The sequence below is a fragment of the Cupriavidus sp. GW822-FHT03E04 genome (assembly GCF_058801495.1).
The window spans coordinates 46,116-70,519 of sequence record NZ_JBXANI010000006.1 but is presented as its reverse complement, the minus strand read 5'-3'; the positions used below and the strand labels follow the sequence as shown (position 1 = coordinate 70,519).

Sequence of the window (24,404 nt, the reverse complement as noted above, 5' to 3'; positions counted from 1 at the left end):
ATCGCGCGCGGCTTCCCGGGCGCGGCGGTAACTGGCAAAGACAGTGTCGAACACAGCAGAATCCAATCTCCCCTCTCGCGCGGCGGATGCGCCCATGACGTCGCTGGAGCGCCGCGGCATGGCCGCCATCCTGGTGGCGGTCTCGCTCGCTACGCTCGATACGGCAATCGCCAACACCGCACTTCCCAACATCGCGGCCTCGCTGCATGCCACCCCGGCGGCATCCGTCTGGGTCATCAACGCCTACCAGCTCGCCATGGTGGCCACGCTGCTGCCGTTCGCGGCGCTGGGCGGCATCGTCGGGCACCGGCGCGTGTATCTCGGCGGCTTGATGCTGTTCATCGCCGCGTCGGTGGTCTGCGCGCTTTCCTGGTCGCTGCCCACGCTGGTGGCAGCCCGGTTGCTGCAGGGCGTGGGCGCCAGCGCCATCATGAGCGTGAACGCGGCGCTGATCAGCGCGATCTTTCCGCCGCATCGGCTCGGGCGTGGCGTCGGGCTCAACGCGCTGGTGGTTGGCGTGTCGTTTGCGGTGGGGCCCACGGTGGCCTCGATCATCCTGTCGCTGGGGCCGTGGCCGTGGCTGTTTGCCGTGAACCTGCCGATCGGCTTGCTGGCGCTCTACATCGCCTGGCCCGCGCTGCCCCAGACGGTGCGCGGCGCGCACCGCTTTGACCGCGTCGCCGCGGGGCTCAACGTGGTGATGTTCGCCTCGCTGATCTTTGCGCTGGGCGAGGGCGCGCAACGCGCGCCGCTGGGGCAGTCGCTGGCGGCGCTGGCCTTGTTCCTGGTGGCGTTCGTGCTGCTGCTGCGCCGCGAGCGTGGACATCCCGCGCCGATGCTGCCCATCGATTTGCTCAAGCGGCCCATGTTCGCGCTGTCGACCATGACCGCGATCTGCTCGTTCGCCGCGCAGGGGCTGGCCTTCGTGTCGCTGCCGTTCTACTTCGAGAGCGTGCTGGGGCGCAGCCCGATCGAGACGGGCTTCCTGATGACGCCGTGGTCGGCGGTGGTGGCGCTGATGGCGCCGCTGGCCGGGCGGCTGTCCGACCGCTATGCGCCGGGTTTGCTTGGCGGCGTGGGGCTGGCGGTGATGTGCATGGGCATGGTGTCGCTGGCGCTGCTGCCGGCGCATCCCAGCGCGCTGGATATCGGCATTCGCATGGCGATTTGCGGCGCGGGCTTCGGCTTCTTCCAGTCGCCCAACCTCAAGGCACTGATGTCGAGCGCGCCGCGCGAGCGCGCTGGCGGCGCCAGTGGCGTGATTGCCACCGCGCGCCTGCTCGGCCAGGCAACCGGTGCGGCGCTGGTCGCGCTCAGCTTCGGCATTGCGGGCCGCCACGGCCCCACCCTGGCGTTGGCGATCGGCGCGGGCTTCGCGGGCGTGGCCAGCATCGCCAGCGGGCTGCGTCTGATCACGCGTGAGCCGGGCGCGGCCGCGCTGCGGCCCTCGGGCGAGTGACCGGCCGCCGGTAGTTCACCGGCGCCGTCATCGCCGTTGCTTCCGTCTTTGCCGTTGCTGCCTCAGAAGCCCACGGGCGCGTGCGGCACGTAGGGCGCCTCCAGCGCGGCGATCTCCTCGGCGGTGAGGCCGAGCGAGAGCGCCGCCACGGCGTCCTCGATATGGTGCGGCTTGGACGCGCCGATGATCGGCGAGGTGATCTCCCGCTTCTGCGACAACCACGCCAGCGCGACCTGGGCAGCCGGCACGCCGCGCGCCTGCGCAATGGCGTGCACCTGTTCCACCACCTTGCGGTCCGACGCCTCGGTATCGCGGTACAGCGTCTTGCCAAACGTGTCGCTCTCCTCGCGGGCGCTGCCGGCATGCCACGGCCGGGTCAGGCGGCCGCGCGCCAGCGGGCTCCACGGCATCACCGCGATGCCCTCGGCGGCGCATAGCGGCAGCATCTCGCGCTCCTCTTCGCGGTTCAGCAGGTTCACATGGTCCTGCATGCTGGCGAACTGCGTCCAGCCGCGCAGGCGCGAGGTGTAGATGGCCTTGGAGAACTGCCAGGCATACATCGAGGACGCGCCGATATAGCGCGCCTTGCCCGCCTTGACCACATCGTGCAGCGCTTCGAGGGTTTCCTCGATGGGCGTATGCGGATCCCAGCGGTGGATCTGGTACAGGTCGACGTAGTCGGTGCCCAGGCGGCGCAGGCTGTTGTCGATCTCGGCCAGGATGGCGCGGCGCGACAGGCCGGCCCCGTTCGGGCCGGGGCGCATGCGGCCGTGGACCTTGGTGGCGATCACCACGTCGTCGCGGCTGGCGAAGTCTTTCAACGCGCGGCCGACGATTTCCTCGGAGGTGCCGTCGGAATACACGTTGGCGGTATCGAAGAAGTTGATGCCAGCCTCGATCGCCTGCCGGATCAGGGGGCGGCTGGCTGGCTCGCCAAGCGTCCAGGGGTGGTTGCCGCGCTCGGGCACGCCGTAGGTCATGCAGCCCAGGCACAGCCGGGAGACTTTCAGTCCCGTCGCGCCAAACCTTACATAGTCCATCTTGCCTCTCCTTGAATGCGTCGCCGCCATCGATGCCGGGCGGTGGGCCCGCGGCGGACTCCGGCATGGTATGCCAATTCCAGCGAGGACGACGGCGCTCAAGGCAGCACGTAGCCACCATCGACGAACAAGGTGGATCCCGTCATATAACCGTTGCCGAACAGGAACAGCACGGCATCCGCTACTTCATCCACGTTGCCAACCCGGCCAAGCGCGGTGCTGCGGCTGTAGCTCTCGAACGCGTGCGAGCGCAGCTCGGCAGGCCGGCGCTGCCACAGGTCGCTGTCGATGGTGCCTGGTGACACGCTGTTGACCCGCACCGGCGCTAGGTCGAGCGCGAGCGAACGCCCAAGGCCCTCGATGGCGGCATTGCAAGCCGCATAGGCCGAGGCGCCCTTGATCGGGCGCGCCCCGGCGGCGCCGGACATCAGCACGATGGCGCCATCCGGCGCGATCTTGGGCGCGGCTTCGTGCACGGCGTGGTACTGGCCCCAGAACTTGCTGCGAAAGGGGCTTTCCACCGCATCGTGGTCATCGCTGTGGATAGACGCGACCTGGTAGGTGGCGCCGGGTGCGAACAGGTAATCGAGGCGGGTAATCCTGGCGAAGAACGCTGCGACGGATTCGCGCTCCGCCATGTCGACCACATGGCCGCAGGCGGCGCCGCCGGCAGCTTCGATGCGGGCGAGTTCCGCATCCAGCGCGTCTTGCGAGCGGCCGCCGAGGATCACCGCGCCGCCGGCCGCGACGACGCGGCTGGCCACGGCGCGGCCGATGCCGGAGGTGCCGCCGATGATGACGGCGGTCCGGCCGGACAGCGGCTGGGTTGGATGGGTTTGGGTGGTCTGTGCGTGCATCGATGCGTGCCTTGTCTTGAGCGTTGTCGTGAGCATTGCCGCGGGCTTTGTCGCGGTTGTTAAGGGGAATCCCAAATTGACGCTATGGGTCTTGGACTATATTCTGGAACCTCAATCCATAAAACGAACCATTACTCATGAGCACACTCGTTAATGCCGCCGATGTCCTCAAGCTCATCGCCAAGCTCCGCAGTGACATCACGGTGACCGACGTGGTGACTCATCTCGGGCTGGCCAAGAGCTCCGCCTCGCGCACGCTCAGCATGATGGCCGAGTACGGCTTCCTGGAGCGCGACAGCGTCTCGCGCGCCTACCGGCCGGGCGCGGTGGTGATGGAGGCCTCTTACCACTTCCGCGCCTCGCATACCGCGCTCACGCTGCTGCAAGGCGTGCTCGACAAGCTGGTCGGCGAGACCGGCTACACCGGCTATATCAACGTGCTGGACGGTGCCGATTCGGTCGTCATCCAGATGCGCACCGGCGCGGGCTCGCTGCAGGTCTACACGCCGCCGGGGTCGCGCGCGCCGGCTTATGCTTCGTCCATCGGCCGGGCCATCCTGTCGCGCCTGACCGATGAAGAGGTCACGGCGCTGGTGCAGGACGGCTTCGAGGTGCGGCGCGGCAACATCCCGCGCACGCGCAAGGACCTGCTGGCGCGGCTGAAGGAAGCGCGGGAAACCGGCTGGGCGCTGTCGCGCGGCGAGTTCGTGCAGAACGTGGCGGGGATTTCCGCCGCGCTGCGCGATCCGACCACGCGGCAAATCTATGGCCTTGGCATCGCCATGCCGGTGCAGGACCTCACCGATGCCATGGTCCAGCGCTTTGGCGCGCGCATCGTCGAGGCCACCAGCGACGCCGGCCGGCAGATCGGCGACCCGTACTGGCTCGCCTTTGCGCCGCGCTGACGCCGCTGCGGCCCCTGTTGTGGCCCCTTATTGCCCGGCATCCTCCTGCCACGATCCGATCACGCTGGCGATCGATGCCGTCAGGCGCTTGGCGTACGGCACGTGCAGGAACTCGTTCGGGCCGTGCGCGTTGGCGTTGGGGCCGAGCACCCCGCACACCATGAACTGCGCGCGGGGGAAGGCCTTTTCCAGCATGCCCATCAGCGGAATCGTGCCGCCTTGCCCCAGATAGCCGCAAGACGCGCCGAAGTACTGCTGCGAGGCCGCCTCCAGCCGTGAGGCCAGCCACGGCGCCGTGGCCGGTGCGTTCCAGCCGTCGGCCACGCTCTTGTCCGGCACGAAGGCCACGCGCGCGTTGTATGGCGCGTGGCTTTCCAGCAAGCGCTTGAGCTCCTGCGCGGCTGCCGCGCTGTCGACCAGCGGCGGCAGCCGCAGCGACAGCTTGAACGCCGTGCGCGGGCGCAGCACATTGCCCGCGGTAGCCAGCGGCGGCAGGCCTTCGGCGCCCACTACCGACAACGCCGGGCGCCAGGCGCGCCGGATCAGCGCGGTGGCGGGATCGGTGGTGGATGGCAGCACGCTGGCGCCGTCCGCGCCGCAGGCCCACGCAAAGCGCTTCCACACCAGGTCGCCAAGCTGGCGCGCCGCATGTTCAGCCTGCGCCTGGCGCTGCGGCGGCACCTCGCAATGGAAGCTGGCGGGCAGGATCTCGCCCGAAGCGCTGTCTTCCAGCCGGTCCAGCACATGGCGCAGCACGCGGAAGCTGGACGGCACGATGCCGCTGGCATCGCCGGAATGCACGCCTTCGTCCAGCACCTGTACTTCCAGGCATCCGCTGACATAGCCGCGCAACGACGTGACCATCCAGAGCTGGTCGTAGTTGCCCGCGCCCGAGTCCAGGCAAACCACCAGGCCGATGCGCCCCAGGCGGTGCGCCAGCGCATCCAGGTAGGCGGGCAGGTCATAGCTGCCGGATTCCTCGCAGGTCTCGATGATGCCGACGCAGCGCGGATGGCTGGCGCCGCCCGCTCTCACGGCCATCACGGCGGCCAGGGCGGCATAAAGCGCGTAGCCGTCGTCGGCGCCGCCGCGGCCGTAGAGCTTGCCGTTCTCGTACTTTGGCTCCCACGGCCCGAGGTCGCGGCGCCAGCCGTCGAACTCAGGTTGCTTGTCGAGGTGGCCATAGAAGAGGATCGTGTCGGCGCCCGCGTCCGCGGTGGCCGGGATCTCGAAGAACAGCAGCGGCGTGCGCCCCGGCAACCGGATCACCTCGACCGTCATGCCCGCGATCTTCTGTGCCTCGGCCCACGCGGCGGCCGAGCACACGACGCGATCCAGCAGGCCCCGCGCTTGCCAGCCGGCGTCGAAGGCGGGGCTCTTGGCCGGCACGCGGATGTAGTCGTGCAGCGCGGGCAGGATTTCGCCGTCCCACTTCGCATCGATAAAGGCGCCGATGGCGCGCAGGCCCGCCGCCGGGGCGGCGGCGTCCTGGCGGGGCGCGGCTGCCGTCATGCCGCCGGCTCCAGGGGCGCGAACGCCGTGCCCAGGGAGGCCTCCAGCGGCTGATACAGCTCGCGCATGTTCATGGTGCGCGACAGCAGCAGGCGCTCGCCGGGGGCCACCAGCACGCGCAGCCGCATGCCCTGGCGCACGCGCGCCGAGACCACCGGCTGGCCGTCGTCATCGAAGGTCATGATCAGGTTGGGGAAGGCACTTTGGCGCTCGCCGTGCTGTTCCAGCGTCATGTACTCGTTGATAAAGCGCAGCTCGGTGCGCGCGGTGTCGTCGAACACCAGGTGCCCCACATCCAGCCCCTCGCGCTGCTCGCAGCGGTACTCGGCCACGATGCCGTCGGCCACGATGCGCCCGCCCAGCGCCGCCGCCGCCCCATCGACGCCGCCGGACAAGAAGGCGCGGCCCACCTCGATGGCATGGCTGATCGCACCAGGCGCGCCGTGCGCGGCGGCGTAGCCCACCGTCACCGGGTTGCGTGCCACCGCCACCACGCCGCCTGCCTCCACGGACGCGCGGCGCACCAGTGCCGAGGTCAGCTCCAGCCGGCCGGAAGCCACACCTTCCAGGTAGCGTGCCTGGGCGCCGCCGGCGAAGGCCTGCACGGAGACGTAATCCGCCTCGGTGTGCAGTCCGAGCGCGCCCATCACGCTCGACGGGTGGGCGCGCCCGTTGCAGGCCAGGTCCATCACGGGGATGCCGGTGATGGCGGCATGGAACCAGCCATTCACCGTGGTCTCGGCGCCGTTCTCGTTCGAGTTCAGCGCCACCAGCGGGCGCCCGCCGGCATGTTCGCGAATCAGCTCCAGCGTGCGCAGCAAGTGCGCGGGGCGCACGCAGGGCAGCGGCGCGGCGGGCGCGCCGACGATGGCCACGGTGGTGGTGATCGCCTGCGGATCGAACTCGTCCACGCTCCACAGTTCCGGCACGCCGGCGGCAAGCGCCAGCCGGGCAACGCGCAGGCCCTCTTCGATCAGGCCGCCACCGCCACCGCCCAGGATGGCGCCGCCGAGCACGGCGGCTTCCACGTCGTCTACCGTCAATTGTCTTTTCACTACAGGCTCCTTTGATGGATGGATGTTTACTTCGTGTTGTGCCGGCTTCCGGCTTCCTGCCGCTTACTTTTTCAGCGGCAGGCTCTTGGTCAGGCCGCCGAAGAAGCTGAAGAGCGCGTCGCCGGCGATCACGCCGCCGGCAAAGACTTCAAGGCGCTCCTTTGCGGCCTGCCCTTGCCAACGCAGCATGGCGGCGCGCACCACCAGGCCAGCCGCCACCATCCAGCCTGCGGCCGGATTGGTGATGAGCAGCCCCGTGGCCAGCAGCACGCCAAGCTGCTGGCGCGCGCCGCCAATCAGTTGCAGCGCCATGCCGGGCAGGGCCCACAGCAGCAGGTTGCGCGCGGTGTCCGCCGAGATGCCGGCCTTGATGGCGGCGGCATAGGCGTTGTTGATGGGGGCGAACTGATGGTTGGCGAACAAGCCCCGGTAGGACGCCAGCACCACCACGATGGCGACCAGGAAGCCCACCATCGCCGCGATCAGCTGCTCGCGCCGGCCTTCGCGCTCATAGGCGGCATCCGCGCCTTCGCCACGCAGGATGTAGCCCGCCTTGAGGTCGTAGCCCATGTCGGCAAAGGCGGGGCCCGTGGCGGCGGAAAAGCCCGCCAGCACCACCAGCGCCTGCGGCGGAAACCCGATCCAGATGCCGATCAGCAAGGAGATCAGCGCCACCGCGAACGCGGGAAACCAGCCCGAATGCATGGCCGCGATGCCAACGATCAGCTCATGGACAAAGGCGGAGAACGCACCGTAGAGGATGAAGCCGAGCAGCAGCGGCAAGGGCATGCCTGCCTGCAGGCCGGTGGCCAGGGCCAGGCCCGCCATGATGGCCAGATAGCCGAAGCCGCCGAGCCGGAACGAAGCGCGCATGCGCCGGGCGTCGGCGCGGGCATCCACCGTGGCGCCCGCGCCCTGGCTCGCGGCCTGTGCGCACTGCGCGGCCTTGCCGAACATGGCCCGCGCCACCTGCGCCAGCGCCACCAGCCCGGCGCCGATCATCATGCCGTGCGGCACGTAGTGCGAGCCGATCTCGGTGCCGAACAGCGGCATCGAGTAACCGCGCAGCAGCAGACCCACGGCAAACGCCGTCATCGCGCCAAAGCTGCCGATAAAGGCCACGCCAAAGGCCGACATCGGCAGCTTGAGCAAGCCACCGGCCACGCCGGTGACCAGCCCGCCGGCCAGCAGCCAGGCTTGCTTGCCGCCGCTGTCGCCAGCCTTGATGGCCTCGGCCGCCGCCACGCCAAGCGGCCAGGCGCCGGACGCAGGAAAGGCGGGGGTATCGAACATGCGGTAGAGCAGGTAGGCGTCCAGCAGCATGGCCACGGACACGCCGGCCAGCATCGGCAGGATCAGCTCGGGCATGCCCATCACGTAGGGAATGCCGATCGGCAGGATGAGGCTGTTGGCCGCGCCGAAGGTGGCCGACGAGATGCTTGTCTGCGCCAGGTTCTGCACGTGGACCGAGCGGAAGCCGGACAGCACGGCAAGCGGGATGCGGGCCAGCGTCATGGCCACCAGCGCGCCGATCAGCGAGGTGTTGGGCGTGATGCCGAGGGTGGTCAGCAACTGGATGCCCACTACCGCACCGAACGCGCTGATGGCGATCATGAGCAGCAGGTTGGCGGGCGCCAGCGCGCGCGGGTGGCGCGCCGGCGGTGCGGCGCTCTCTAGCGGGATCGCAGCGTCATGCATGAGGCAGTCTCCGGGTGTGTGGGTTGGCGGGGCGGGTTCAGAAGGCGTGGCGCAGCCCGACCTGGATCGTGCGCGCGTTGGCGCCCGGGTAGGCCAGCGGCAAGCCCGGGCTGGTGTTGCCGCCAATCACATTGCCCGCGCCGTTGTGGTTGTTCAGCCAGGCCGTGGAGGTGTAGACGCTGGTGCGCCTGGACAGCGAGTAGACAAAGCCGAAGCCGAACAGCGAGGCATCCAGTTGCGCGGGGCTGTGGTCGTTCAGGAAGCTGTAGCCCGCCAGGAAGCGGCCAGCCTTGCCGACCGGCACCGCAACGCTCAACGTGTACAGGTCCTGGTCGATACGGCCGAAATACACGTCATCCGCGATGCGCTGGCGCTGGTAGCCGCCGTGCAGCGCGAACAGGCCGAAGTCGTAGTTGCCGCCCGCCATGTAGGTGGTGATGCTGCCGTTGGTCACGACATTGGGCAACACCACCACGGGCTTCACCACTTCGCCCAGCGCCGCCGCGGAGGCGAACTTGCGCACGCCATAGGCTGCGACGAGGCGCATCGGGCCACTGGCATAGTGCACGTTGACGCCATACGAGTCATCGCCTGCGCGCGGCGCGGTGCTGCGTTCGCCAAGCGCCAGCATGGCCGCCATCGTCAGCCCGCCAAACGAGGGGCTGGTGTACTTGATGGCGTTGTCGATGCGTTCGCCGCCGGGGTAGAGGCCAAGGTTGGGGAACTGCGGGGCCATGCCGTTTTCGAAAGCATCCATCTGGAACGCCACCGACACCAGCGGGCTGTATTGCCGGCCCAGCGTCAGGGCGCCTGCGCGCCCGCTCAGGCCGACATAGGCTTGCCGCCCGAACAGGCGGCCGCTCTGTCCAGCCACCCCGGTATCGCTGTTCAGGCCGTTTTCCAGCACGAATACCGCCTGCAAGCCGTCGCCGAGGTCTTCCGTGCCGCGCAGGCCGAAGCGGGATCCGGCGTATTGGCCGGACTGCATGCGGGCCGTGGTGGGGCCGCCAGCGCTTGAAAGATCCAGGCCCGTGTCCATCAGGCCGAACAGGGTGACGCTACTTGCCGTGGCCACGGCGGGGGCGCACAGCAGGGTACAGGGCAGCCATGCCCAGGTCTTCCGATGCATCGATTCTCCTCCAGCGTTTTTTCTCTTTTTTATCGAGTTCCATTTTATGGAACCAAGATCCATAAAATGGATGTGCGTATGGTAATGCATGGAGTCTGGTTGTCAAGGAGGGGTTGCAGCCAGGCCGTTCGAGCCCGTTCGAGCCCGTTTGAGCTGGCGAGTGCAGGCAGCCGCTGGCGCGGCGGTAAGGCTTTGGAGGGAGTGCGCTCGGAGAAGAGCGATGCTTGCGGGGGAGGGCAGGTTGCACGGCTTGCAGCGCTGACCCCGACATTGCCGTGCCGTTCGGGCAATGCGCTTGCGGCAGCGAGAGCCTAGCGCCGATTTCCGGGCAACCGTTGAAACGTGTCGATGCGCTGTCGCGGGTTAAGGGGTTGCCGGATTGAGGTTGGTGCTTCGGCGCGCCTCGCCAAGGCGCCGCACAAAGAACGACAGGATTTCGTCGCGCGCGGCCACTGTCGGCTCGCCAGCTTCGTCGATCAGGTGGACGGTGACGACGCTGTGCGGGCAAGGCACGTGCTGGGCAAAGAAGGCAGGGACATCGGGGTTGGCGGCGCTGTCCGGCAGCGCGCGTCCCACGAATCGGTCGCCAAGGGCCTCGGCATACGCAGTGAAGCGTTCCGCCCTGCAAAACCGATCGCCTTCAAATCGATACGCCAGCACCGTGAGATCCTCCCGCTCGAGCCGCTCGCGCACCACGGCGAGCTCCCGGGGCGCCATTTCGATGCCACCCGGATCATCCAACGGCAGCGAGGGCTGGCAGATCACCGGCGCCAGCATCGCCGGCTCAAGCATCATCGACAGCGCGAAGTTGCCGGTGAAACACATGCCGATGGCACCGACGCCGGGGCCGCCGCATTCCTGGTGCGCCAGCCTCGCCAGCGCCCTTAGCCACTGTGTCACCGGGCTCGCCTGATTGGCAGCGAATGCGCGAAACTCTGCGCTAACGCAGGCGCGCCGAAAGACCGCCGCACCTGCCTCGGCGTCCGGCACTGCCCCGTCGCGGCCGAAGAGCGACGGCATATAGACCGTCAAGCCCGCATCGCGTACCCACCGGGCAAAGCGTGCGACGTGCGGGCTGATGCCCGGCATCTCCGTCATGACGATCACGGCAGGCCCCGAGCCTGCCACGTGGACCACTTTGGCCACGCCGTCGAGCGTGATCGTGCGGTGCGTGAAATCGTCAAGGGGATCTTCCTCCATCATGCTGCGGTTCGCCATGGCGTCGTCTCCTGTGCGCTGGATAGTCAGGCCGCGTCGGCCAGATGCTGCAGGTGCGCGTAGCCGGCCACCAGCGCGAAGCGGGGCAACTGCCAGACATCGCCATTGACCCCCCAGGTGCCGTCGGCCACATCGTGGAGCCTCACCGAGGTGGCCAGGCGCCGCTGGTCGCCGGCTGGCCGAGCCTGCTGGAAGGCGTCGTGCATCAACCGCACGTACAACGCCCTGGCCGGCGCGTCCAGCACGCCTGCGGGCACATAGACCGTCGCGATGCAGGGCAGCACCTGCGATGACATGTCGACGCCGCCGCACGTCCACAAGCCGGCCTCCGCTTCTTCGATCACGACCCAGATCGCGAAGCGCTTGCGCGGGTCGTCGGGCATGCGCTCAGCCATGGCGGCGGCGTCGCTGATGCGGCGGGCGAGATCTGCGCGGGCAGGGCCGGCAAACGCGCCTTTGGGAATGTTGACGAGGATATTGGGCATCGAAGCGTGGTTGTCGTTGGGGTAGGTGCATTAGACGCTTCGGTCGGGTAGACTTTGAGTGTCAATTTAGACATCTTTAGGGCGTTTTCGGCCAATGAGGGATTTCACCGTTCTGGCGCTGTCCGGCGCCTACTCAACCAGCGTGGCTACGACGCTGGATATCCTGCGCGCGGCTTCGTTGCTTGCGCCGCGCATGCATCTGCCCCGGCCGACCTGGCGCGTTGTATCGACGTCCGGGCGTTCCGTGCCGTTGAGCGGCGGCATGCATATCGAAGCCGCGGCCTTGCCAACGCGGCCGCGTGCGCAGGCCAGGCATGCGACGACCTGGATCGTGCCGGGGCTGGGCATCGACGATGCCAACGCCATCGCCAGCCGGCTGGCGCAGGAGGATGCGCGGCTGGCGGCCCGGGCTGTTGCCACGCATGCCGCCGCTGGCGGCCATGTCGCGGCATCCTGCTCCGCGGTGTTCTTGCTACAGGCCGCGGGCCTGCTGGCGCAGCGCCGGGTCACGACATCCTGGTGGCTGGCAGCCGAGTTGCAGCGCCTGGAGCCGCGTTGCATCGTCGATGCCGACCGCATGGTCTGCGCGGATGAGTCCGTGAGCACCGCCGGCGCGGCATTTGCACAGGCCGATCTGATGCTTCACCTGTTGCGCAGCCGGTTTGGCGTTGCGCTTGCCGACGCGGTGAGCCGGGTCCTGCTGATCGACGGCCGGCAAGCACAAGCGCGCTTCGTGGTGCCGGCCATGTTGTCCAACGGCAATGCGCTGGTCGGCCGGCTGGTGGCACGGATCGAATCCGCGTTGCCGCAGCCACCCAGCATCCAGGTGTTGGCGGACGAGTTCGCCATGTCCCAGAGAACGCTGTCGCGGCGCGTGCGCGAGGCCACGGGCAAGAGTACCTTGGCGCTGGTGCAGAGCGTGCGGCTCAACCGCGCCCGCATGCTGATCGAATCGAGCCGGATGTCCGTCGAGCAGGTTGCCGAGCAAGTGGGCTATGAGGATGCCACGGCGCTCAGGCGCCTGATGCGCAAGAGGGCGGGCGTCACCCCAAGCCAGTATCGAACGGCGGGTGAAGCGGCTTGATGCGGGTCGTCATCGGCGACCATTCAATGGCGCAGGTGATATGGCGCATCCTCGTTGCCCTCTTCGGGGCTTGGGGGCGCGGCAGGCGCCCAGGTGTCGATGGAAAGCCCAGCATCGACCGCAGCCAATTGCCGGAGTGTCTGCGGTGATACGTAGACGCCGACGTTTTCGATATCCCCCTCGCAGAACAGAAAGCACAAGATATAGCCATCGCTGCCGAGCGCCGCGCGGATGTGCTGATACATCGGGGAGATCTTCTCTATCAGCGACATGATGTGCTCATCCGCTGAACATCCCTCGATCTCATCGCGGGATGTCACTTTCAGGACCGAGTGAGGAACGACGCCCAGCGCTTGGCGTTCCCCTTTCCGAGAGTAGTCGTAGGTGCTGAGCCCTATGGTGTCGGCAAGCGCCTCGGGATCGAATTGATCGCCATAGAAACAAAGGCTCGCATACATTCTGGTTAGCATTTTTCCCGTTCCGTGCGTGCAATGTCTGGCTGGCTGTCCGATTGTTGCTCCCGCGCCGAATGCAATTCGTGCGTCATTCGTTTTCTATCTTCCCCCCTTTCTCCCTTCCCGGCCAGCCGGCCAGCCACGAGAGTAGAATCTCGCAAAATTTTTCGCTTGTGGCGCACGGGAATCGACATGACACAGGGCAACGCCAATGCCAACGCCGCCGCGGTGACCGGGCTGGAGCCGGCCGCGGCAGCAAATCCACCGCACGGCCGGCAAGGCCTCACGGAACAGGAGCAGGGCGCCTACGCTCGCAAGGCCGTGATCGCCTCGGCGGTCGGCTACGCGCTGGACGGCTTCGACCTGCTTATCCTCGGCTTTATCTTGAGCGCGGTGTCTGCCGGCCTCGGGCTGACCAGCACCCAGGCGGGCTCGCTGGTCACCTGGACGCTGGTGGGCGCGGTGGCCGGCGGCATCTTCTTCGGCATCCTGAGCGATTACGTGGGCCGGGTGAAGGTGCTGACCTGGACCATCCTGCTGTTTGCCGTCTTCACCGGCCTGTGCGCGCTCGCGCAGGGCTACTGGGACCTGCTGGCCTACCGGACCATTGCCGGCTTTGGCCTTGGCGGCGAGTTCGGCATCGGCATGGCGCTGGCCACCGAGGCCTGCCGGCCCGGCCAGCGTGCCCGCGTTTCCTCCTATGTGGGCCTTGGCTGGCAGGCGGGCGTGCTTGCCGCGGCGCTGCTGACGCCGGTACTGCTGCCTTATATCGGCTGGCGCGGCATGTTTGCCATCGGCGTGCTGCCGGCGGTGGCGTCGTTCGTGGTGCGCCGCTTTATCGGCGAGCCGGAAGTGTTTGTTGCCAGCAGCAAGGTGGCGCGCAAGGGCAACCCGCTCAAGATGCTGGTGGCGGATGCCGCGACCGCGCGTGCCAGCCTGGGCGTGGTGGTGCTGTGCTCGGTGCAGAACTTCGGCTATTACGGCCTGATGATCTGGATGCCGACCTACCTGGCCAAGCAGTTCAATTACTCGCTGACCAAGTCCGCGCTGTGGACTTCGGTGACCATCATCGGCATGGCCATCGGGATCTGGGTGTTCGGCCAGCTCGCGGACCGCATCGGCCGCCGGCCCACCTTCCTGATCTACCAGGCCGGGGCGGTGGTGATGGTCTTTGTCTACTCCCAGCTATCGACGCCCTACGCGCTGCTGTTCGGCGGCGCGGTGATGGGCCTGTTCGTCAACGGCATGATCGGCGGCTACGGCGCGCTGATCTCGGAGCTGTATCCCACGCAGGCCCGCGCCACCGCGCAGAACGTGCTGTTCAATATCGGCCGTGGCGTGGGCGGCTTTGGCCCGCTGGTGGTCGGCGCGCTGGCCGCCAGCTATTCGTTCGGCACCGCCATTGCCATGCTGGCGTCGATCTATGTGCTGGATATCCTGGCCACGCTGTTCCTGATTCCGGAGCGCAAGGGCGCCGCGCTGGAGTAGCCCGGACCCTTAAGCCCCGCTCTCCACCGGCGGCCCCCCCAACGCCTTGTACAAGCTCGTGATGTTCACCAGCCGGTCAAAGCGGTTGCGCGCCGCCGCCGCCGCTGCCTGGCGCAACGTCTCCTTCGCATCGAGCCAGGGCTGCAGCGCGGTGGCGCCGGCGCGGTAGCGCGCCGCGCTAAGCCGCTCCGCCCGGCTCGCGGACTCCAGCGATTCCGCCAGCCGATCCGCGCGCACGCCCAGCCCTGTATGGTCGGACAGCGCGTTTTCCACTTCGGCAAAGGCCGTGTACAGCGACTGCCGGTATTGCACCACCGTTTCCTGGTACTCGTTCTGCGACACCTGTATTGTCAGCTGCGTGGTGTTCCATTGCAGGAAGGGCAGGCTCAGTCCGGCGCCGAGCAGCGCGGTGGGATCGCGCAGCAGCGAAGCCAGCGCCGCGCTGCCGGTGCCGACGATGCCGGTCAGCGTCAGCTTGGGGTAGAAGCTGGCGCGGGTTGCGTCGGCGTTTGCCAGGGCGGCGCGCAGGCGCCATTCGGCCTGCCGCACGTCGGGCCGACGTCCGATAACCGCGGCGGGAATGCCGGCGGCGATGCGCGGCAGCGCTTCGACGGGCAAGGCCTGCGGCTCGGCCACGCCCTGCCCGGGCGGACGGTTGAACAGGATGGCCAGGGCCTGGCGGTTTTCGCTGCGCTGCTGGTCCAGCACGGTACGCTCGGCCAGCAGGGCGGCCAGTTGCTGCTCGGCTTGCGCCAGGTCCAGGCCGGACACTGCGCCGGCGCGGTAGCGCGCGCCCACCAGGCCAAGCGTGCGCCGTGCGTCCGCGAGGCTTTGGCCGGAGATGTCGATCAGTTCGTTCAACAGCCCGGCGCGCCAGTACAGCGTGGCCGTGGTGGCCGCCAGGGCGATGGTTGCGGCTTCGAGGTCGGCCGCGCTCGCGCGCGCTTCCCAGTCCGCCGCGCCGCGCAGGCTGGCCAGCCGCCCCCATAGGTCGATCTCATAGTTCACTGTCGCATTGATCCCCCCTTCGTCGCGCCGCCCGGGGCCGTCCAGGCTCCATTGGCGCGTGCCCCTGGCCTGCGCGCTCAGTTCGGGCGCGCGGTTGGTGGCGGCCAGCCCCGCGCGCAGCCGGGCGCGCTCAAAGCGCAGCGCGGCAATGGCGAGATCGTTGTTGGTTGCCAGTGCGGACGCGACCAGCGCGCTCAGCTGTGGATCGCCAAAGGCCTCCCACCAGGCGTGCGGCTCCAGCGCCGTGCCCGGCTGCCCGGCCGTGTCCTGCCGGGGCGCATGTTGCCAGTGCTGCGGCACGTCCAGCGCGGGATCCACCTCCGGCGTGCGCAGTCCGCTGCAAGCACTCAGGGCAACGGCGATCACCGGCAGCGCGGCGAGCAGGCGCACTGGCAACGCGCGCGGAGAATGTGGCGGCCGTGGTGGCCGTAGAGAATGCGGACTGCGCTTATTCATGGCCAAGCGCCTCGATCGGTTGCAGGCGTGCGGCGTTGCGCGCCGGCACATAGCCGAACACCACGCCGGTCAGTGTCGAACACAGGAAGGCGCCGGCAACCGCGCCGGCGGAGAACACCATCTGCCATTGCGGGATCAGCAGCGCCAGCGCCAGCCCGATCAGGTAGGCCACGGCGGTGCCGATCACCCCGCCCAGCAGGCATACCAGCACGGCCTCGGTCAGGAACTGCATCAGCACGTCGCGCTGGCGGGCCCCCACGGCCATGCGGATGCCGATCTCGCGGGTGCGCTCGGTCACCGAGACCAGCATGATGTTCATCACGCCGATGCCGCCGACCAGCAGCGAGATCACGGCGACCGCCGACAAGAACAGCGTGAGCGCCTGCCCGGTGCGTTCCATGGTCTTGACGATGCTGTCCATGTTGTAGGTAAAAAAGTCCTTCTTGCCGTGGCGCAGCGTCAGCAGGCGCTCGATGGCTTGCTGGGCCGCCGCGCTGGGCTGGCCATCGCGGATGCGCACGGACAGCTCGTCGAAATGCGACTGGCCAAAGATGCGGCTGCCCGCGGTGGTGTAGGGCAGCCAGATATTGAGGCTGCTGCCGTTGTCGTCGAACATGGTTTTCTTCTCGCGCGCCACGCCGATCACCACGCAAGGCAGGTTGCCCACCAGGATGATCTGGCCCAGCGCGCTCAAGGCATTGCCGAACAGCTTGCGGCGGGTTTTTTCGTCGATCACGGCCACTTGCGCGTGCCTGCGCAGCTCGTCCGGCAGGAAGGCCGCGCCTTGCGTCAGGCCCAGGCCACGCACGCGGAAGAAGCTGGCGCCCACGCCATGCACAGTGGCGTTGACGTCGACGCTGCGGTACCTCAGGCGCTGGACCTTGCTGGTGATCGCAGTGGCGCTGTCCACATACGGCAGCGCGTGCAGGGCCTCGATATCGGCGGCCACCAGGGTGCGGATGCCGGCGGCGCGGTCGTCGCCAAAATCCTTGCCGGGGAAGATCTCGAGCGTGTTGGCGCCGATGGCGCGGATATCCGCCATCACGTAGCGCTTGGCGCCTTCGCCGATGGCCACGATCGACACCACGGAGGCGATGCCGATGATGATGCCCAGCATGGTCAGCGCGGTGCGCATGCGATGCGCCATCAATGCGCCCCAGGCCATGGAAAAGGCCTCGGTGAAGCCCTGCCAGGCGCGCGCACGCCGCAGCGGAGCCTCGGCGTTGCCGCCGGCCCCCGGGGCTTGCGTGGCCGGCCTGGCTTGCACGAGGCTGCTGCCCGGCTCATCCTCGGCCCGCGGCGGCCGGTTCGCGCGGTCGGCCACGATACGGCCGTCGGCGATCTCGATGATGCGCTCGGCGTTGCGCGCCAGTCCCATGTCGTGGGTGACGATGATCACGGTGTGGCCGAGCGCATGCAGCTCGCGCAGGATGGCCAGGACTTCCTTGCCGCTATGGCTGTCCAGCGCGCCCGTGGGTTCGTCCGCCAGGATCACCTGGCCGCCGTTGATCAGCGCGCGGGCAATGCTCACGCGTTGCTGCTGGCCGCCGGAGAGCTGGGAAGGGCGGTGTCCGGCGCGCTCGCCCAGGCCCAGCCGCTCCAGTAGCTGCAGGGCGCGGGCACGGCGCGCGGCGCGGTCGGTGGCGGCGTAGATGGCCGGCACCTCCACGTTGTCCGCGGCGGAAAGCTGGGCCATCAGGTGGTAGCGCTGGAAGATAAAGCCGAAGCGCTCGCGGCGCAGGCGGGCCAGCGCGTCATCGTCCAGGGCCGTCACGTCCTGGCCCGCCACCAGGTAGCGGCCAGCGTTGGCCTGGTCCAGGCAGCCCAGGATGTTCATCAGCGTGGACTTGCCGGAGCCGGACGCGCCGACGATGGCGACCATCTCGCCCGCGCAGATGGCCAGGCTGACCTGGCGCAGCACGGGGATGTCCTGGTCGCCGGCGCGGAACGTGCGCTCCACATGCTGCAACAGCAAGAGCGGGGCATGCGTCATGGCCTGGCCTCCGCGTTGACGGCGCCGGCATCGCCGGTGATGACGCGGTCGCCTTGCGCCAGGCCGCTCAGCACTTGCGCATGCGCGTTGTTGCTCAGGCCTGTGCGCACCTTCACCGTCTCCACGCGCTGGTCCGGGTGCAGCACGCGGACTTCCACGCTGCCGTCCTGGCCGCGCGGCCCCAGCGCGGCCAAGGGCACCAGCAGCGTGTTCCTGGCCTCGCCCAGCATGATGGCCACCTGTGCCGTCATATCGATGCGCAGCTTGTGGCCCGGATTGGGCACGTCGAACAACGCATTGAAGAACACGGCGTTGTTGATCTTCTCCGGCGACGGCTGAATGGCCTGCAGCGACGCGTGGTAGCGGCGGTCCGGCTCGCCCATGATGGTGAAGTAGACCGCCTGCCGGTCGGCGATGCGGATCACATCGGCCTCCGACACCTGCGCCTTGACGGTCATGGCATCGAGGTTGGCCAGCTTGAGGATGGTCGGTACCTGGTAGGACGCCACCACGGTCTGGCCTTCCAGCGTGGTGAGCGCCACTACCTCGCCGTCCATCGGCGCGACGATGCGGGTGTAGCCAAGGTCGATGCGGGCGGACTCGGCCTTGATGCTGAGCTGCGCGATATCGGCGTCCAGAGCGATCAGCTCGGCCTCCAGCGAGCGCAGGTCGGCTTCGGCGATTTCAAGGTCCTGGCGCGAGGCCGCCTCCTGCGACTGCAGCTCGCGCTGGCGTTGCCAGTTCAGGCGGGCCTGGCGCAGGCGCGAGCGCTTGGCGTCACGCTGGGCCTTGCCGCTGGCCACGGCGGCATTCGCCTGGCGCAGCGCATTCTCCAGCAGCACCGGGTCGATCTGGGCCAGCAACTGACCCTGCTTGACCTTGTCGCCGAGCTTCACCTTCAGCGATTTGAGCTGGCCATTGACCTGCGCGCCGACTTCGACCTGGCGGATGGGCTGCAATACGCCATTGGCCAGCACGGTGACTTCGAGGTCGCCGCGGGTGACGGTGGCGGTGATGTACTCGGGGTGCTTGCCGGGTGTCAGGCGCCAGGCCGCCAACGCAATGATGGCGGACAGGGTGAGCATGGCGATGATCAGGCCGTGCCTGCGGCGGTTCGGGGGATGGGCCATTGGCGTTGCGGGGATCTACGGAAAAAGGATCAAGGTCAGGCAATCTGCGGCGGATGTCTTGGGGAATAGGCGCAGAGGCCTATTTTTGAAATCAAAGGCAGTGGCGATGCATGAGGGGATTGTGAACGGACAGGCCTGCCGTGTCTGTGGGCAATCTATCCCCGCTTGTATGAAAGTGTGGCGAGATGTGCGGCTTTGTCGTCGCGCCTGTGTTGGCGGGGGCGCGCGGTGCGGCTGGGCGAGGGCGGGCCTTGCCAGCGTGGGATTTGCCCGATTAGTCTCGCCGTGCCGGACATGGAGGCACAGGCACTGGCGCGAGGTACCGGGCGGGCAGCGTGATGGCAAGGCGCGTGCAGCCCGCCACGCCGCTGTCCAGCGAGGCCTGGCCGCCGTGGGCCAGCGCATCCAGCTCGCGCACGTCCAGCCGCAGGGCCTCGAGGCGCTGCGCGCGCTGCAGCGGATCGGGCCGGGCATCGGCGGACTGCAGCAGGGCGATGCCGAATTCCAGCCGCGTGATCGGCGTCTTGAGCTCATGCGAGATGCCGTGGATCATGTCGCGCTGCTGCATGACGGAGGCCTCGATACGCGACGCCATGTCGTTGAACTGGCGCGTCAACGGATAGAGGTTGGCGCGCCTGGACAAGCGCGCACGGGCGGCAAGGTTGCCGCGGCCGAACTGCCTGGCCGCCTCGCGCAGGGCATTGAGTTCGCGCCAGTGATAAAAAAGCCAGCCAATCACGGCGAGCAGCGTGGCGGATGCGATCAGCGTGTAGGCGATCAACTCGATCCTGGCCTGGCTCGCGTTCCTTTGGCTGATATGCAGGACCTGGCCGTTGCGCAAGGGCAGGTAGGCATCGTCGCCATCATCGCCAAACACGATCTTGTCGTCGCGCAGGTCGCGCAGGTCGCGCAGGTCGCGCAGGCGGCGTTCGCCCAGATGGGCCACGGCATGCATGCCGACCACGGCGAAGCCCTCTCTCGCGTTGCGCCGCAACGTCTGCAGCGCGGCCTCGCGCGCTGGGCCCGGGTGGCGCGCCAGGTAGCCGGTGAGCAGGAAGGCATAGCTTCCAACCTCTTTGCGCTCGCTCTCGCTGAGTTGCTGGTGGTACGCGGGGATGAGTACATGGTCGATCGCGGCAAAGGCAGCGAACACGCCCAGGTTGAGCAAGAGAAAAAGCTTGAAGAGGGATCGGAACATCTTGGCTTGTCTCCTTCGCGCTTTGGCGGCGGGCGAAAGGATCTCGTCGGGTGGATCGCATTGGTCTTGCCCGGCCAATGCGAAGCGATTCTAGAGGCTAACGCTTCGCCCTGAAGCGGCTCGTATCAACTCGAGACAATTACGCACAATTACGCACAGTTTCGCGTCACTTTCCAACAGACACCGATAGGCCCTGTCCCTAGACTCTGGGGCTTGATCCAAGGGGGCTTAGGTGAATCGCATGTTGAGAAGAAAGTTGGAGAGATCGATGTGGGCCGGCGCATTTCTGGCCAGCGGCCTTGGCTGTGCCAGCGCGTATGCCGACAATATTTACACGGTCGGACTGGGCCTGGGCGTCGCGCCGCGCTATGAGGGCAGCAACGAGTACCGGCTGATCGGCGGCCCGCTGTTCAGCGCGGAGTTCGGCAATGGCTTTTTCATCAGTCCCCTGCGCGGCGGCGCGGGCTACGGCCACACGTTCTCCAACGGCATGTTTGCGTCGTTTGGCCTCGACTACGACCTGGGCCGCACCGACAGCAAGCGCTTCGACCTGCCGGGCTCCGATCACCTGAAAGGCATGGGGCGGATCCCGGGTTCCCTGGTTGGGGCGTTGCAGGTCGGCATGCCGGTGTACGGCGGCGCCGTACTCAGCGTGACGCTCGACGCGCCGATGACCAAGCGCGACCGTGGCCTGAGCGGCCATATCGACCTGTCCGTGCCGGTGTACAAGGCCGGCAAGCACCTCGTCAGCGTCAGCCCCAGCCTGCATTTCGGCTCGCGCAAGTACACCCAGACCTTCTACGGCGTGACCGACGCGCAAGCCGCGAACAGCCAGTTCCGCCCCTACACCACCAAGGCGGGATTCGACCGCGCCAGCGTGGCCGTGTCCTGGGAATACGAGATCTCGCCCTCCTGGTCGGTAAACAGCACGGTGGCCGTGACCCGCTTGCTGGGTGACAGCGCCAACAGCCCGATCGTGCAGTCGAAACAGTCGTTCGTTGGCCTGACGGCGCTCAAGTACCGCTTCTAGCCACACCGGCTGCACCGGCCGCACCGGCTGCGCAACTCCGTTCTGCTTTGCTCCTGTTCGCCGAGGGAAGACATGACACCGCGAATCCCCATCCTGATGTACCACCAGATCGATGCGCCGCCGCCGCGTGGCACACCGATGCGCAGCCTTGTGGTGGCCGTGCGCGATTTCTCCTGGCAGATGCGCCTGCTCCGGCTGATGGGCTATCGCGGCCTGGCCTTGCGCGACCTGCTGCCTTACCTGCGCGGCGATAAGGCCGGCAAGGTGGTGGGCATCACGCTGGACGACGGCTACCGGAACAACCTGGACCATGCGCTGCCAGTGCTGCAGCGTTGCGGGTTCAGCGCAACCTGCTATGCGGTCAGCAGCCTGCTCGGCAGGACCAATGCCTGGGACACGGCCATTGGCGTGCCGGAGACGCCCCTGATGACCATGCAGGAACTGCGCACCTGGACCCGTGCGGGCATGGAAGTCGGCGCGCATACGCGCACCCATGTGGACCTGACCAGGATGGATGGCGATGCCGCGCGCGACCAGATCGCGGGCAGCAAGCTCGCGCTGCAAGATGCGCTGGGGGCACCGGTGCGGCACTTCTGCTATCCCTATGGTGCATTCAATCAACCTGTCGCCGACCTGGTGCGGGAAGCCGGCTACCACAGTGCGGTGACCACGCAGCGCGGCCGCGCCGCGATCGGCGGCAACCTGTTCGGCCTGCCGCGCGTGCCGGTCGCGCGGACCTCGCATGCCGGACATTTTTTGCTGAAGCTGGCGACTACCTATGAAGATCGCCGCGGCATGGAGGTGGTGTCATGATGCACGCTGACCGAGGCGCCGCGCTGTCCGCCGGCCAGTTGCGGGTGCTGGTGCTGAACTCCCGGATGGATGGCGGCGGCATCGATTCGCACACGCTGTCGCTGTGCCGGGCCCTGCGGCTGCAGGATTGCGTGGTGAGCTTGGCCGCGCCGGCGCGCGCACGCTGGATTGACGCGGCGCAAGCCATGCCCGGCATCCAGGTGCTTGCGCTGGATGCCGGGCGCGTGGTCTGGCCGCTGGTGCTGTCACGCTATATCCGCGAGCAGCGCATCGATGTCATCCACGCGCATCACGGGCGCGATTACTGGGTGGCGATCGCGGCCTGGATGCTGTCTGGCCGAACTGCATCGGTGGTGGTGACGCGTCACCTGATGACCCAGCTCAAGGAGCGCACGCGCCGCTACCTGGCGGCGTTCTCCAACGTGATCGCGGTGTCCGATGCGGTGCAGGAGTCGCTGCGCCGGGTTGATCCGGAGCGTGCCTTGCGGCTGCGGCGGATCTACTGCGGGATTGACACCGAGCGCTTTCGCCGCATTGCCTTGCGCGGCTATCGCGTGCGCGAGACCCTTGGGCTGCCGCAGGACGCGTGGGTCTACGCGATGATCGGCGGGGCGCAACGGCCCCACGGCAAGGGGCAGTTCTACTTCGTCAATGCCGCTGCGCAGGTGCGGGCGCGGCACCCGCACGCGCATTTCCTTTGCGTCGGCGACGGCGACCTGATCCCGCAGTTGCGCCATGAGGCGCAGGCGCTGGGTTTGGCCGGGTGCATCCACTTCCTGCCGTTCGAGCATGATGTAGCGTCGCTGATGCAGGCGATCGATGTGCTGGTGCATCCGGCCGTGGGCAGCGAGGCGCTGGGGCTGGTGATACTGGAGGCACTGAGCTGCAGCAGGCCAGTGATCGCCACCGCGCTGGACGGGATACCCGAGACCTTTCTCGATGGCGCCCACGGCGTGCTGGTTCCTCCGCGCGACGCGCACGCCCTGGCGCAGGCCATGTGCCAGCTGGCGGCGGACCCTCGGCGCGCGGCCCGCATGGGTTGGCGCGGGCGCGGCTGGGTGGAGGCGAACTTCTCGCTGGCCTCGCTCGGGCGCGAAACCGTGCAGCTGTACCGGGATTGCATGGCGGCGGCGCGGCATCGGGACAGGGCAAGCATCGCGCAAAGCGGGCAGACTGCGCCGGCCGCGTCGGAGCGGACCTGAAACGGTGCGTTTCGGCACCAGGGTGGGGACAGTCGTCTATACTTGTCAGCATGCTAACGAATTTGGTGAGTTGAATGTCCTCTGCAAAACGTCAAACGACGCGCTCCGCTCCTCCGGTCGAGGATCCGGCGCCGTCCGAAGCGGACCCGGCCAAGGAGCTTCTGTGGGCGCGGCCCGGCTTCCTGGTGCGTCGCCTGCACCAGATCCACGTGGCCATGTTTTTCGAGGAATGCAAATCTCCCAGCATCACGCCGGTGCAGTACGCCATCCTGACGGTATTGTCCGTGTTGCCCGGGCTGGACCAGACCGCGCTGGGACAGGAAGTCGGTTTTGACCGCACCACCACCGCCGACGTGGTGCGCCGCCTGGAAGAACGTGGCCTGGTCGAGCGCAAGGACAATCCGGCCGACCGCCGCACGCGCCACGTGCACCTGACCAAGGAAGGGCAGACCGTGGTGGCGTCGCTGCGCGCCGATATGGAACGCGCGCAGGAGCGCATGCTGGCGCCGTTGCGCCCGGCGCAGCGCAAGGTGTTCATGGACTTGCTGTCGACGTTGGTCGAGGCTAACAACGACTATAGCCGCACCGTGTTGCGCATCATGTAGCGACAGTGCGCCGGCATGGCGCCGGCGCTTGGGCCATACCCGCTCAGACCGGATACACCAGGTCGTTGGCGATGATGGTGGTGTCGTACACGACCTGGCGCTCGGCCAGCAGCAGCTTGCCCTCGATGCGGGCGAAGCGGTCGTGATACGTGCCCGCCATGTGGATGGTGGTGGGCCCTTCCACCAGCGTTTGCAGCAGCAGGAAGCTGGCCTGGGCCTGGATCTCGCCAGACTCGCCTTGATCGGTGACGCGCGTATTGGTGACGAGATGCAGCATATAGCGCGGCGCGAACATCTGGGTGCGCGCAATCGCCACCGCCCGGTCGTGCATCATGCCGCGGCCTTCGGCATAGACCAGGCCCACCGGCAGCCCGAGTTCCACGTTCTCCCGTGCGGTGACGCGGTAGATGCAATCCTCGGTAAAGAACTCGGGCCACGTTTCCACCATGCCGGCATCGAGCACGGCGCAGTATTCGCTGTGGAAGGCGTCGATCTCCATGCGCAGCGCTTGCGCGCGCGCGGGGGCCAGCTGGCAGGGGCGAAAGAGGCTATGCGCCATCGGTGTCATGGTTGGGGTGATTGTC

At 67.8% G+C, this 24,404-nt stretch carries 22 protein-coding genes; 8 read left to right on the top strand and 14 right to left on the bottom strand.

Going from position 1 to position 24,404, the window contains the following annotated elements; genetic code table 11:
- Nucleotides 1-94: 94 nt before the first annotated feature.
- Entirely contained in the window at nt 95-1,459 is a 1,365-nt protein-coding gene (locus AC1RQC_RS09535; protein ID WP_492372243.1) for an MFS transporter, read from the top strand.
- A 62-nt stretch (nt 1,460-1,521) separates the two neighbouring features.
- Here the strand turns inward: AC1RQC_RS09535 and AC1RQC_RS09530 are convergent, their stop codons facing one another.
- Together AC1RQC_RS09530 and AC1RQC_RS09525 are read right to left on the bottom strand one after the other, a co-directional pair.
- Nucleotides 1,522-2,499, bottom strand: a complete 978-nt coding sequence (locus AC1RQC_RS09530) for an aldo/keto reductase (protein WP_492372242.1) — start codon at nt 2,497-2,499, stop codon at nt 1,522-1,524.
- A gap of 98 nt (nt 2,500-2,597) precedes the next feature.
- On the bottom strand, nt 2,598-3,356 hold the full coding sequence (locus AC1RQC_RS09525; protein ID WP_492372241.1) for an SDR family oxidoreductase: 759 nt from the start codon (nt 3,354-3,356) through the stop codon (nt 2,598-2,600).
- A gap of 137 nt (nt 3,357-3,493) precedes the next feature.
- Here AC1RQC_RS09525 and AC1RQC_RS09520 point away from each other — a divergent pair, with 137 nt between their 5' ends.
- Nucleotides 3,494-4,261 carry an IclR family transcriptional regulator gene (locus AC1RQC_RS09520; RefSeq protein ID WP_150986080.1) on the top strand — a complete coding sequence of 256 codons (768 nt, stop codon included), beginning with the start codon at nt 3,494-3,496 and terminating at the stop codon, nt 4,259-4,261.
- Nucleotides 4,262-4,288: 27 nt separating this feature from the next.
- On the opposite strand, the gene AC1RQC_RS09515 is transcribed toward AC1RQC_RS09520, so the two are convergent.
- The 6 genes from AC1RQC_RS09515 to AC1RQC_RS09490 all read right to left on the bottom strand — a co-directional run bounded on the left by AC1RQC_RS09515 (nt 4,289) and on the right by AC1RQC_RS09490 (nt 11,358).
- Entirely contained in the window at nt 4,289-5,773 is a 1,485-nt protein-coding gene (locus tag AC1RQC_RS09515; protein ID WP_492372240.1) for a M20/M25/M40 family metallo-hydrolase, read from the bottom strand.
- Complete coding sequence (locus tag AC1RQC_RS09510) at nt 5,770-6,828, bottom strand: S-methyl thiohydantoin desulfurase domain-containing protein (protein WP_492372239.1); 1,059 nt, start codon at nt 6,826-6,828, stop codon at nt 5,770-5,772. Before AC1RQC_RS09510 ends, AC1RQC_RS09515 begins: the two co-directional genes overlap by 4 nt.
- A 63-nt stretch (nt 6,829-6,891) precedes the next feature.
- Complete coding sequence (locus AC1RQC_RS09505; RefSeq protein WP_492372238.1) at nt 6,892-8,526, bottom strand: OPT/YSL family transporter; 1,635 nt, start codon at nt 8,524-8,526, stop codon at nt 6,892-6,894.
- 37 nt (nt 8,527-8,563) lie between these two features.
- Entirely contained in the window at nt 8,564-9,655 is a 1,092-nt protein-coding gene (locus AC1RQC_RS09500) for a porin (protein ID WP_492372237.1), read from the bottom strand.
- A 363-nt stretch (nt 9,656-10,018) separates the two neighbouring features.
- On the bottom strand, nt 10,019-10,873 hold the full coding sequence (locus AC1RQC_RS09495; protein ID WP_492372236.1) for a dienelactone hydrolase family protein: 855 nt from the start codon (nt 10,871-10,873) through the stop codon (nt 10,019-10,021).
- 26 nt (nt 10,874-10,899) lie between these two features.
- Nucleotides 10,900-11,358, bottom strand: coding sequence for a tautomerase family protein (locus tag AC1RQC_RS09490; protein WP_492372235.1), 459 nt, complete (start codon nt 11,356-11,358; stop codon nt 10,900-10,902).
- Between the two features lie 94 nt (nt 11,359-11,452).
- Between AC1RQC_RS09490 and AC1RQC_RS09485 the strand changes: the two genes are divergently transcribed.
- Complete coding sequence (locus AC1RQC_RS09485) at nt 11,453-12,442, top strand: GlxA family transcriptional regulator (RefSeq protein ID WP_492372234.1); 990 nt, start codon at nt 11,453-11,455, stop codon at nt 12,440-12,442.
- A 23-nt stretch (nt 12,443-12,465) separates the two neighbouring features.
- Here the strand turns inward: AC1RQC_RS09485 and AC1RQC_RS09480 are convergent, their stop codons facing one another.
- Nucleotides 12,466-12,912, bottom strand: coding sequence for a DUF4279 domain-containing protein (locus AC1RQC_RS09480; protein ID WP_492883063.1), 447 nt, complete (start codon nt 12,910-12,912; stop codon nt 12,466-12,468).
- 177 nt (nt 12,913-13,089) lie between these two features.
- On the opposite strand from AC1RQC_RS09480, the gene AC1RQC_RS09475 reads away from it, so the two are divergent.
- Nucleotides 13,090-14,385, top strand: coding sequence for an MFS transporter (locus tag AC1RQC_RS09475; RefSeq protein WP_492372232.1), 1,296 nt, complete (start codon nt 13,090-13,092; stop codon nt 14,383-14,385).
- Between the two features lie 9 nt (nt 14,386-14,394).
- Here the strand turns inward: AC1RQC_RS09475 and AC1RQC_RS09470 are convergent, their stop codons facing one another.
- The 4 genes from AC1RQC_RS09470 to AC1RQC_RS09455 form a co-directional block, all read right to left on the bottom strand.
- Nucleotides 14,395-15,849 carry an efflux transporter outer membrane subunit gene (locus AC1RQC_RS09470; RefSeq protein WP_492372231.1) on the bottom strand — a complete coding sequence of 485 codons (1,455 nt, stop codon included), beginning with the start codon at nt 15,847-15,849 and terminating at the stop codon, nt 14,395-14,397.
- A complete protein-coding gene (locus tag AC1RQC_RS09465) occupies nt 15,842-17,842 on the bottom strand; it encodes a MacB family efflux pump subunit (protein ID WP_492372230.1) in 2,001 nt (666 codons plus the stop codon). Before AC1RQC_RS09465 ends, AC1RQC_RS09470 begins: the two co-directional genes overlap by 8 nt.
- Nucleotides 17,839-18,972: a macrolide transporter subunit MacA gene (gene macA / locus AC1RQC_RS09460; RefSeq protein ID WP_492372229.1), complete on the bottom strand. Its 1,134-nt coding sequence runs from the start codon at nt 18,970-18,972 to the stop codon at nt 17,839-17,841. The genes AC1RQC_RS09465 and macA overlap by 4 nt, the downstream gene beginning before the upstream one ends.
- A 274-nt stretch (nt 18,973-19,246) precedes the next feature.
- Nucleotides 19,247-20,170, bottom strand: coding sequence for a HAMP domain-containing protein (locus AC1RQC_RS09455; protein ID WP_492883061.1), 924 nt, complete (start codon nt 20,168-20,170; stop codon nt 19,247-19,249).
- A 268-nt stretch (nt 20,171-20,438) separates the two neighbouring features.
- On the opposite strand from AC1RQC_RS09455, the gene AC1RQC_RS09450 reads away from it, so the two are divergent.
- The 4 genes from AC1RQC_RS09450 (at nt 20,439) to AC1RQC_RS09435 (ending at nt 23,820) form a co-directional block, all read left to right on the top strand.
- On the top strand, nt 20,439-21,200 hold the full coding sequence (locus AC1RQC_RS09450) for a MipA/OmpV family protein (RefSeq protein WP_492372227.1): 762 nt from the start codon (nt 20,439-20,441) through the stop codon (nt 21,198-21,200).
- 72 nt (nt 21,201-21,272) lie between these two features.
- A complete protein-coding gene (locus AC1RQC_RS09445; protein WP_492372226.1) occupies nt 21,273-22,013 on the top strand; it encodes a polysaccharide deacetylase family protein in 741 nt (246 codons plus the stop codon).
- Nucleotides 22,010-23,215 (top strand): glycosyltransferase family 4 protein, encoded by a 1,206-nt coding sequence (locus AC1RQC_RS09440; RefSeq protein ID WP_492372225.1) that lies wholly within the window; start codon nt 22,010-22,012, stop codon nt 23,213-23,215. Before AC1RQC_RS09445 ends, AC1RQC_RS09440 begins: the two co-directional genes overlap by 4 nt.
- Before the next feature lie 74 nt (nt 23,216-23,289).
- Nucleotides 23,290-23,820, top strand: coding sequence for a MarR family winged helix-turn-helix transcriptional regulator (locus AC1RQC_RS09435; protein ID WP_492372224.1), 531 nt, complete (start codon nt 23,290-23,292; stop codon nt 23,818-23,820).
- A 43-nt stretch (nt 23,821-23,863) separates the two neighbouring features.
- On the opposite strand, the gene AC1RQC_RS09430 is transcribed toward AC1RQC_RS09435, so the two are convergent.
- The gene (locus AC1RQC_RS09430; protein ID WP_492372281.1) at nt 23,864-24,379 is read right to left on the bottom strand and encodes an aromatic-ring-hydroxylating dioxygenase subunit beta; all 516 of its coding nucleotides are present in this window, start codon (nt 24,377-24,379) and stop codon (nt 23,864-23,866) included.
- Nucleotides 24,380-24,404 lie beyond the last annotated feature (25 nt).

What these genes read in the sequence shown, in the direction of transcription:
- AC1RQC_RS09535 (WP_492372243.1), top strand. Translation starts at nt 95, where the DNA reads ATGACGTCGCTGGAGCGCCGCGGCATGGCCGCCATCCTGGTGGCGGTC.
- AC1RQC_RS09530 (WP_492372242.1), bottom strand. Translation starts at nt 2,499, where the DNA reads ATGGACTATGTAAGGTTTGGCGCGACGGGACTGAAAGTCTCCCGGCTG.
- AC1RQC_RS09525 (WP_492372241.1), bottom strand. Translation starts at nt 3,356, where the DNA reads ATGCACGCACAGACCACCCAAACCCATCCAACCCAGCCGCTGTCCGGC.
- AC1RQC_RS09520 (WP_150986080.1), top strand. Translation starts at nt 3,494, where the DNA reads ATGAGCACACTCGTTAATGCCGCCGATGTCCTCAAGCTCATCGCCAAG.
- AC1RQC_RS09515 (WP_492372240.1), bottom strand. Translation starts at nt 5,773, where the DNA reads ATGACGGCAGCCGCGCCCCGCCAGGACGCCGCCGCCCCGGCGGCGGGC.
- AC1RQC_RS09505 (WP_492372238.1), bottom strand. Translation starts at nt 8,526, where the DNA reads ATGCATGACGCTGCGATCCCGCTAGAGAGCGCCGCACCGCCGGCGCGC.
- AC1RQC_RS09500 (WP_492372237.1), bottom strand. Translation starts at nt 9,655, where the DNA reads ATGCATCGGAAGACCTGGGCATGGCTGCCCTGTACCCTGCTGTGCGCC.
- AC1RQC_RS09495 (WP_492372236.1), bottom strand. Translation starts at nt 10,873, where the DNA reads ATGGCGAACCGCAGCATGATGGAGGAAGATCCCCTTGACGATTTCACG.
- AC1RQC_RS09490 (WP_492372235.1), bottom strand. Translation starts at nt 11,358, where the DNA reads ATGCCCAATATCCTCGTCAACATTCCCAAAGGCGCGTTTGCCGGCCCT.
- AC1RQC_RS09485 (WP_492372234.1), top strand. Translation starts at nt 11,453, where the DNA reads ATGAGGGATTTCACCGTTCTGGCGCTGTCCGGCGCCTACTCAACCAGC.
- AC1RQC_RS09480 (WP_492883063.1), bottom strand. Translation starts at nt 12,912, where the DNA reads ATGCTAACCAGAATGTATGCGAGCCTTTGTTTCTATGGCGATCAATTC.
- AC1RQC_RS09475 (WP_492372232.1), top strand. Translation starts at nt 13,090, where the DNA reads ATGACACAGGGCAACGCCAATGCCAACGCCGCCGCGGTGACCGGGCTG.
- AC1RQC_RS09470 (WP_492372231.1), bottom strand. Translation starts at nt 15,849, where the DNA reads ATGAATAAGCGCAGTCCGCATTCTCTACGGCCACCACGGCCGCCACAT.
- AC1RQC_RS09465 (WP_492372230.1), bottom strand. Translation starts at nt 17,842, where the DNA reads ATGACGCATGCCCCGCTCTTGCTGTTGCAGCATGTGGAGCGCACGTTC.
- macA (WP_492372229.1), bottom strand. Translation starts at nt 18,972, where the DNA reads ATGGCCCATCCCCCGAACCGCCGCAGGCACGGCCTGATCATCGCCATG.
- AC1RQC_RS09455 (WP_492883061.1), bottom strand. Translation starts at nt 20,170, where the DNA reads ATGTTCCGATCCCTCTTCAAGCTTTTTCTCTTGCTCAACCTGGGCGTG.
- AC1RQC_RS09450 (WP_492372227.1), top strand. Translation starts at nt 20,439, where the DNA reads ATGTGGGCCGGCGCATTTCTGGCCAGCGGCCTTGGCTGTGCCAGCGCG.
- AC1RQC_RS09445 (WP_492372226.1), top strand. Translation starts at nt 21,273, where the DNA reads ATGACACCGCGAATCCCCATCCTGATGTACCACCAGATCGATGCGCCG.
- AC1RQC_RS09440 (WP_492372225.1), top strand. Translation starts at nt 22,010, where the DNA reads ATGATGCACGCTGACCGAGGCGCCGCGCTGTCCGCCGGCCAGTTGCGG.
- AC1RQC_RS09435 (WP_492372224.1), top strand. Translation starts at nt 23,290, where the DNA reads ATGTCCTCTGCAAAACGTCAAACGACGCGCTCCGCTCCTCCGGTCGAG.
- AC1RQC_RS09430 (WP_492372281.1), bottom strand. Translation starts at nt 24,379, where the DNA reads ATGGCGCATAGCCTCTTTCGCCCCTGCCAGCTGGCCCCCGCGCGCGCG.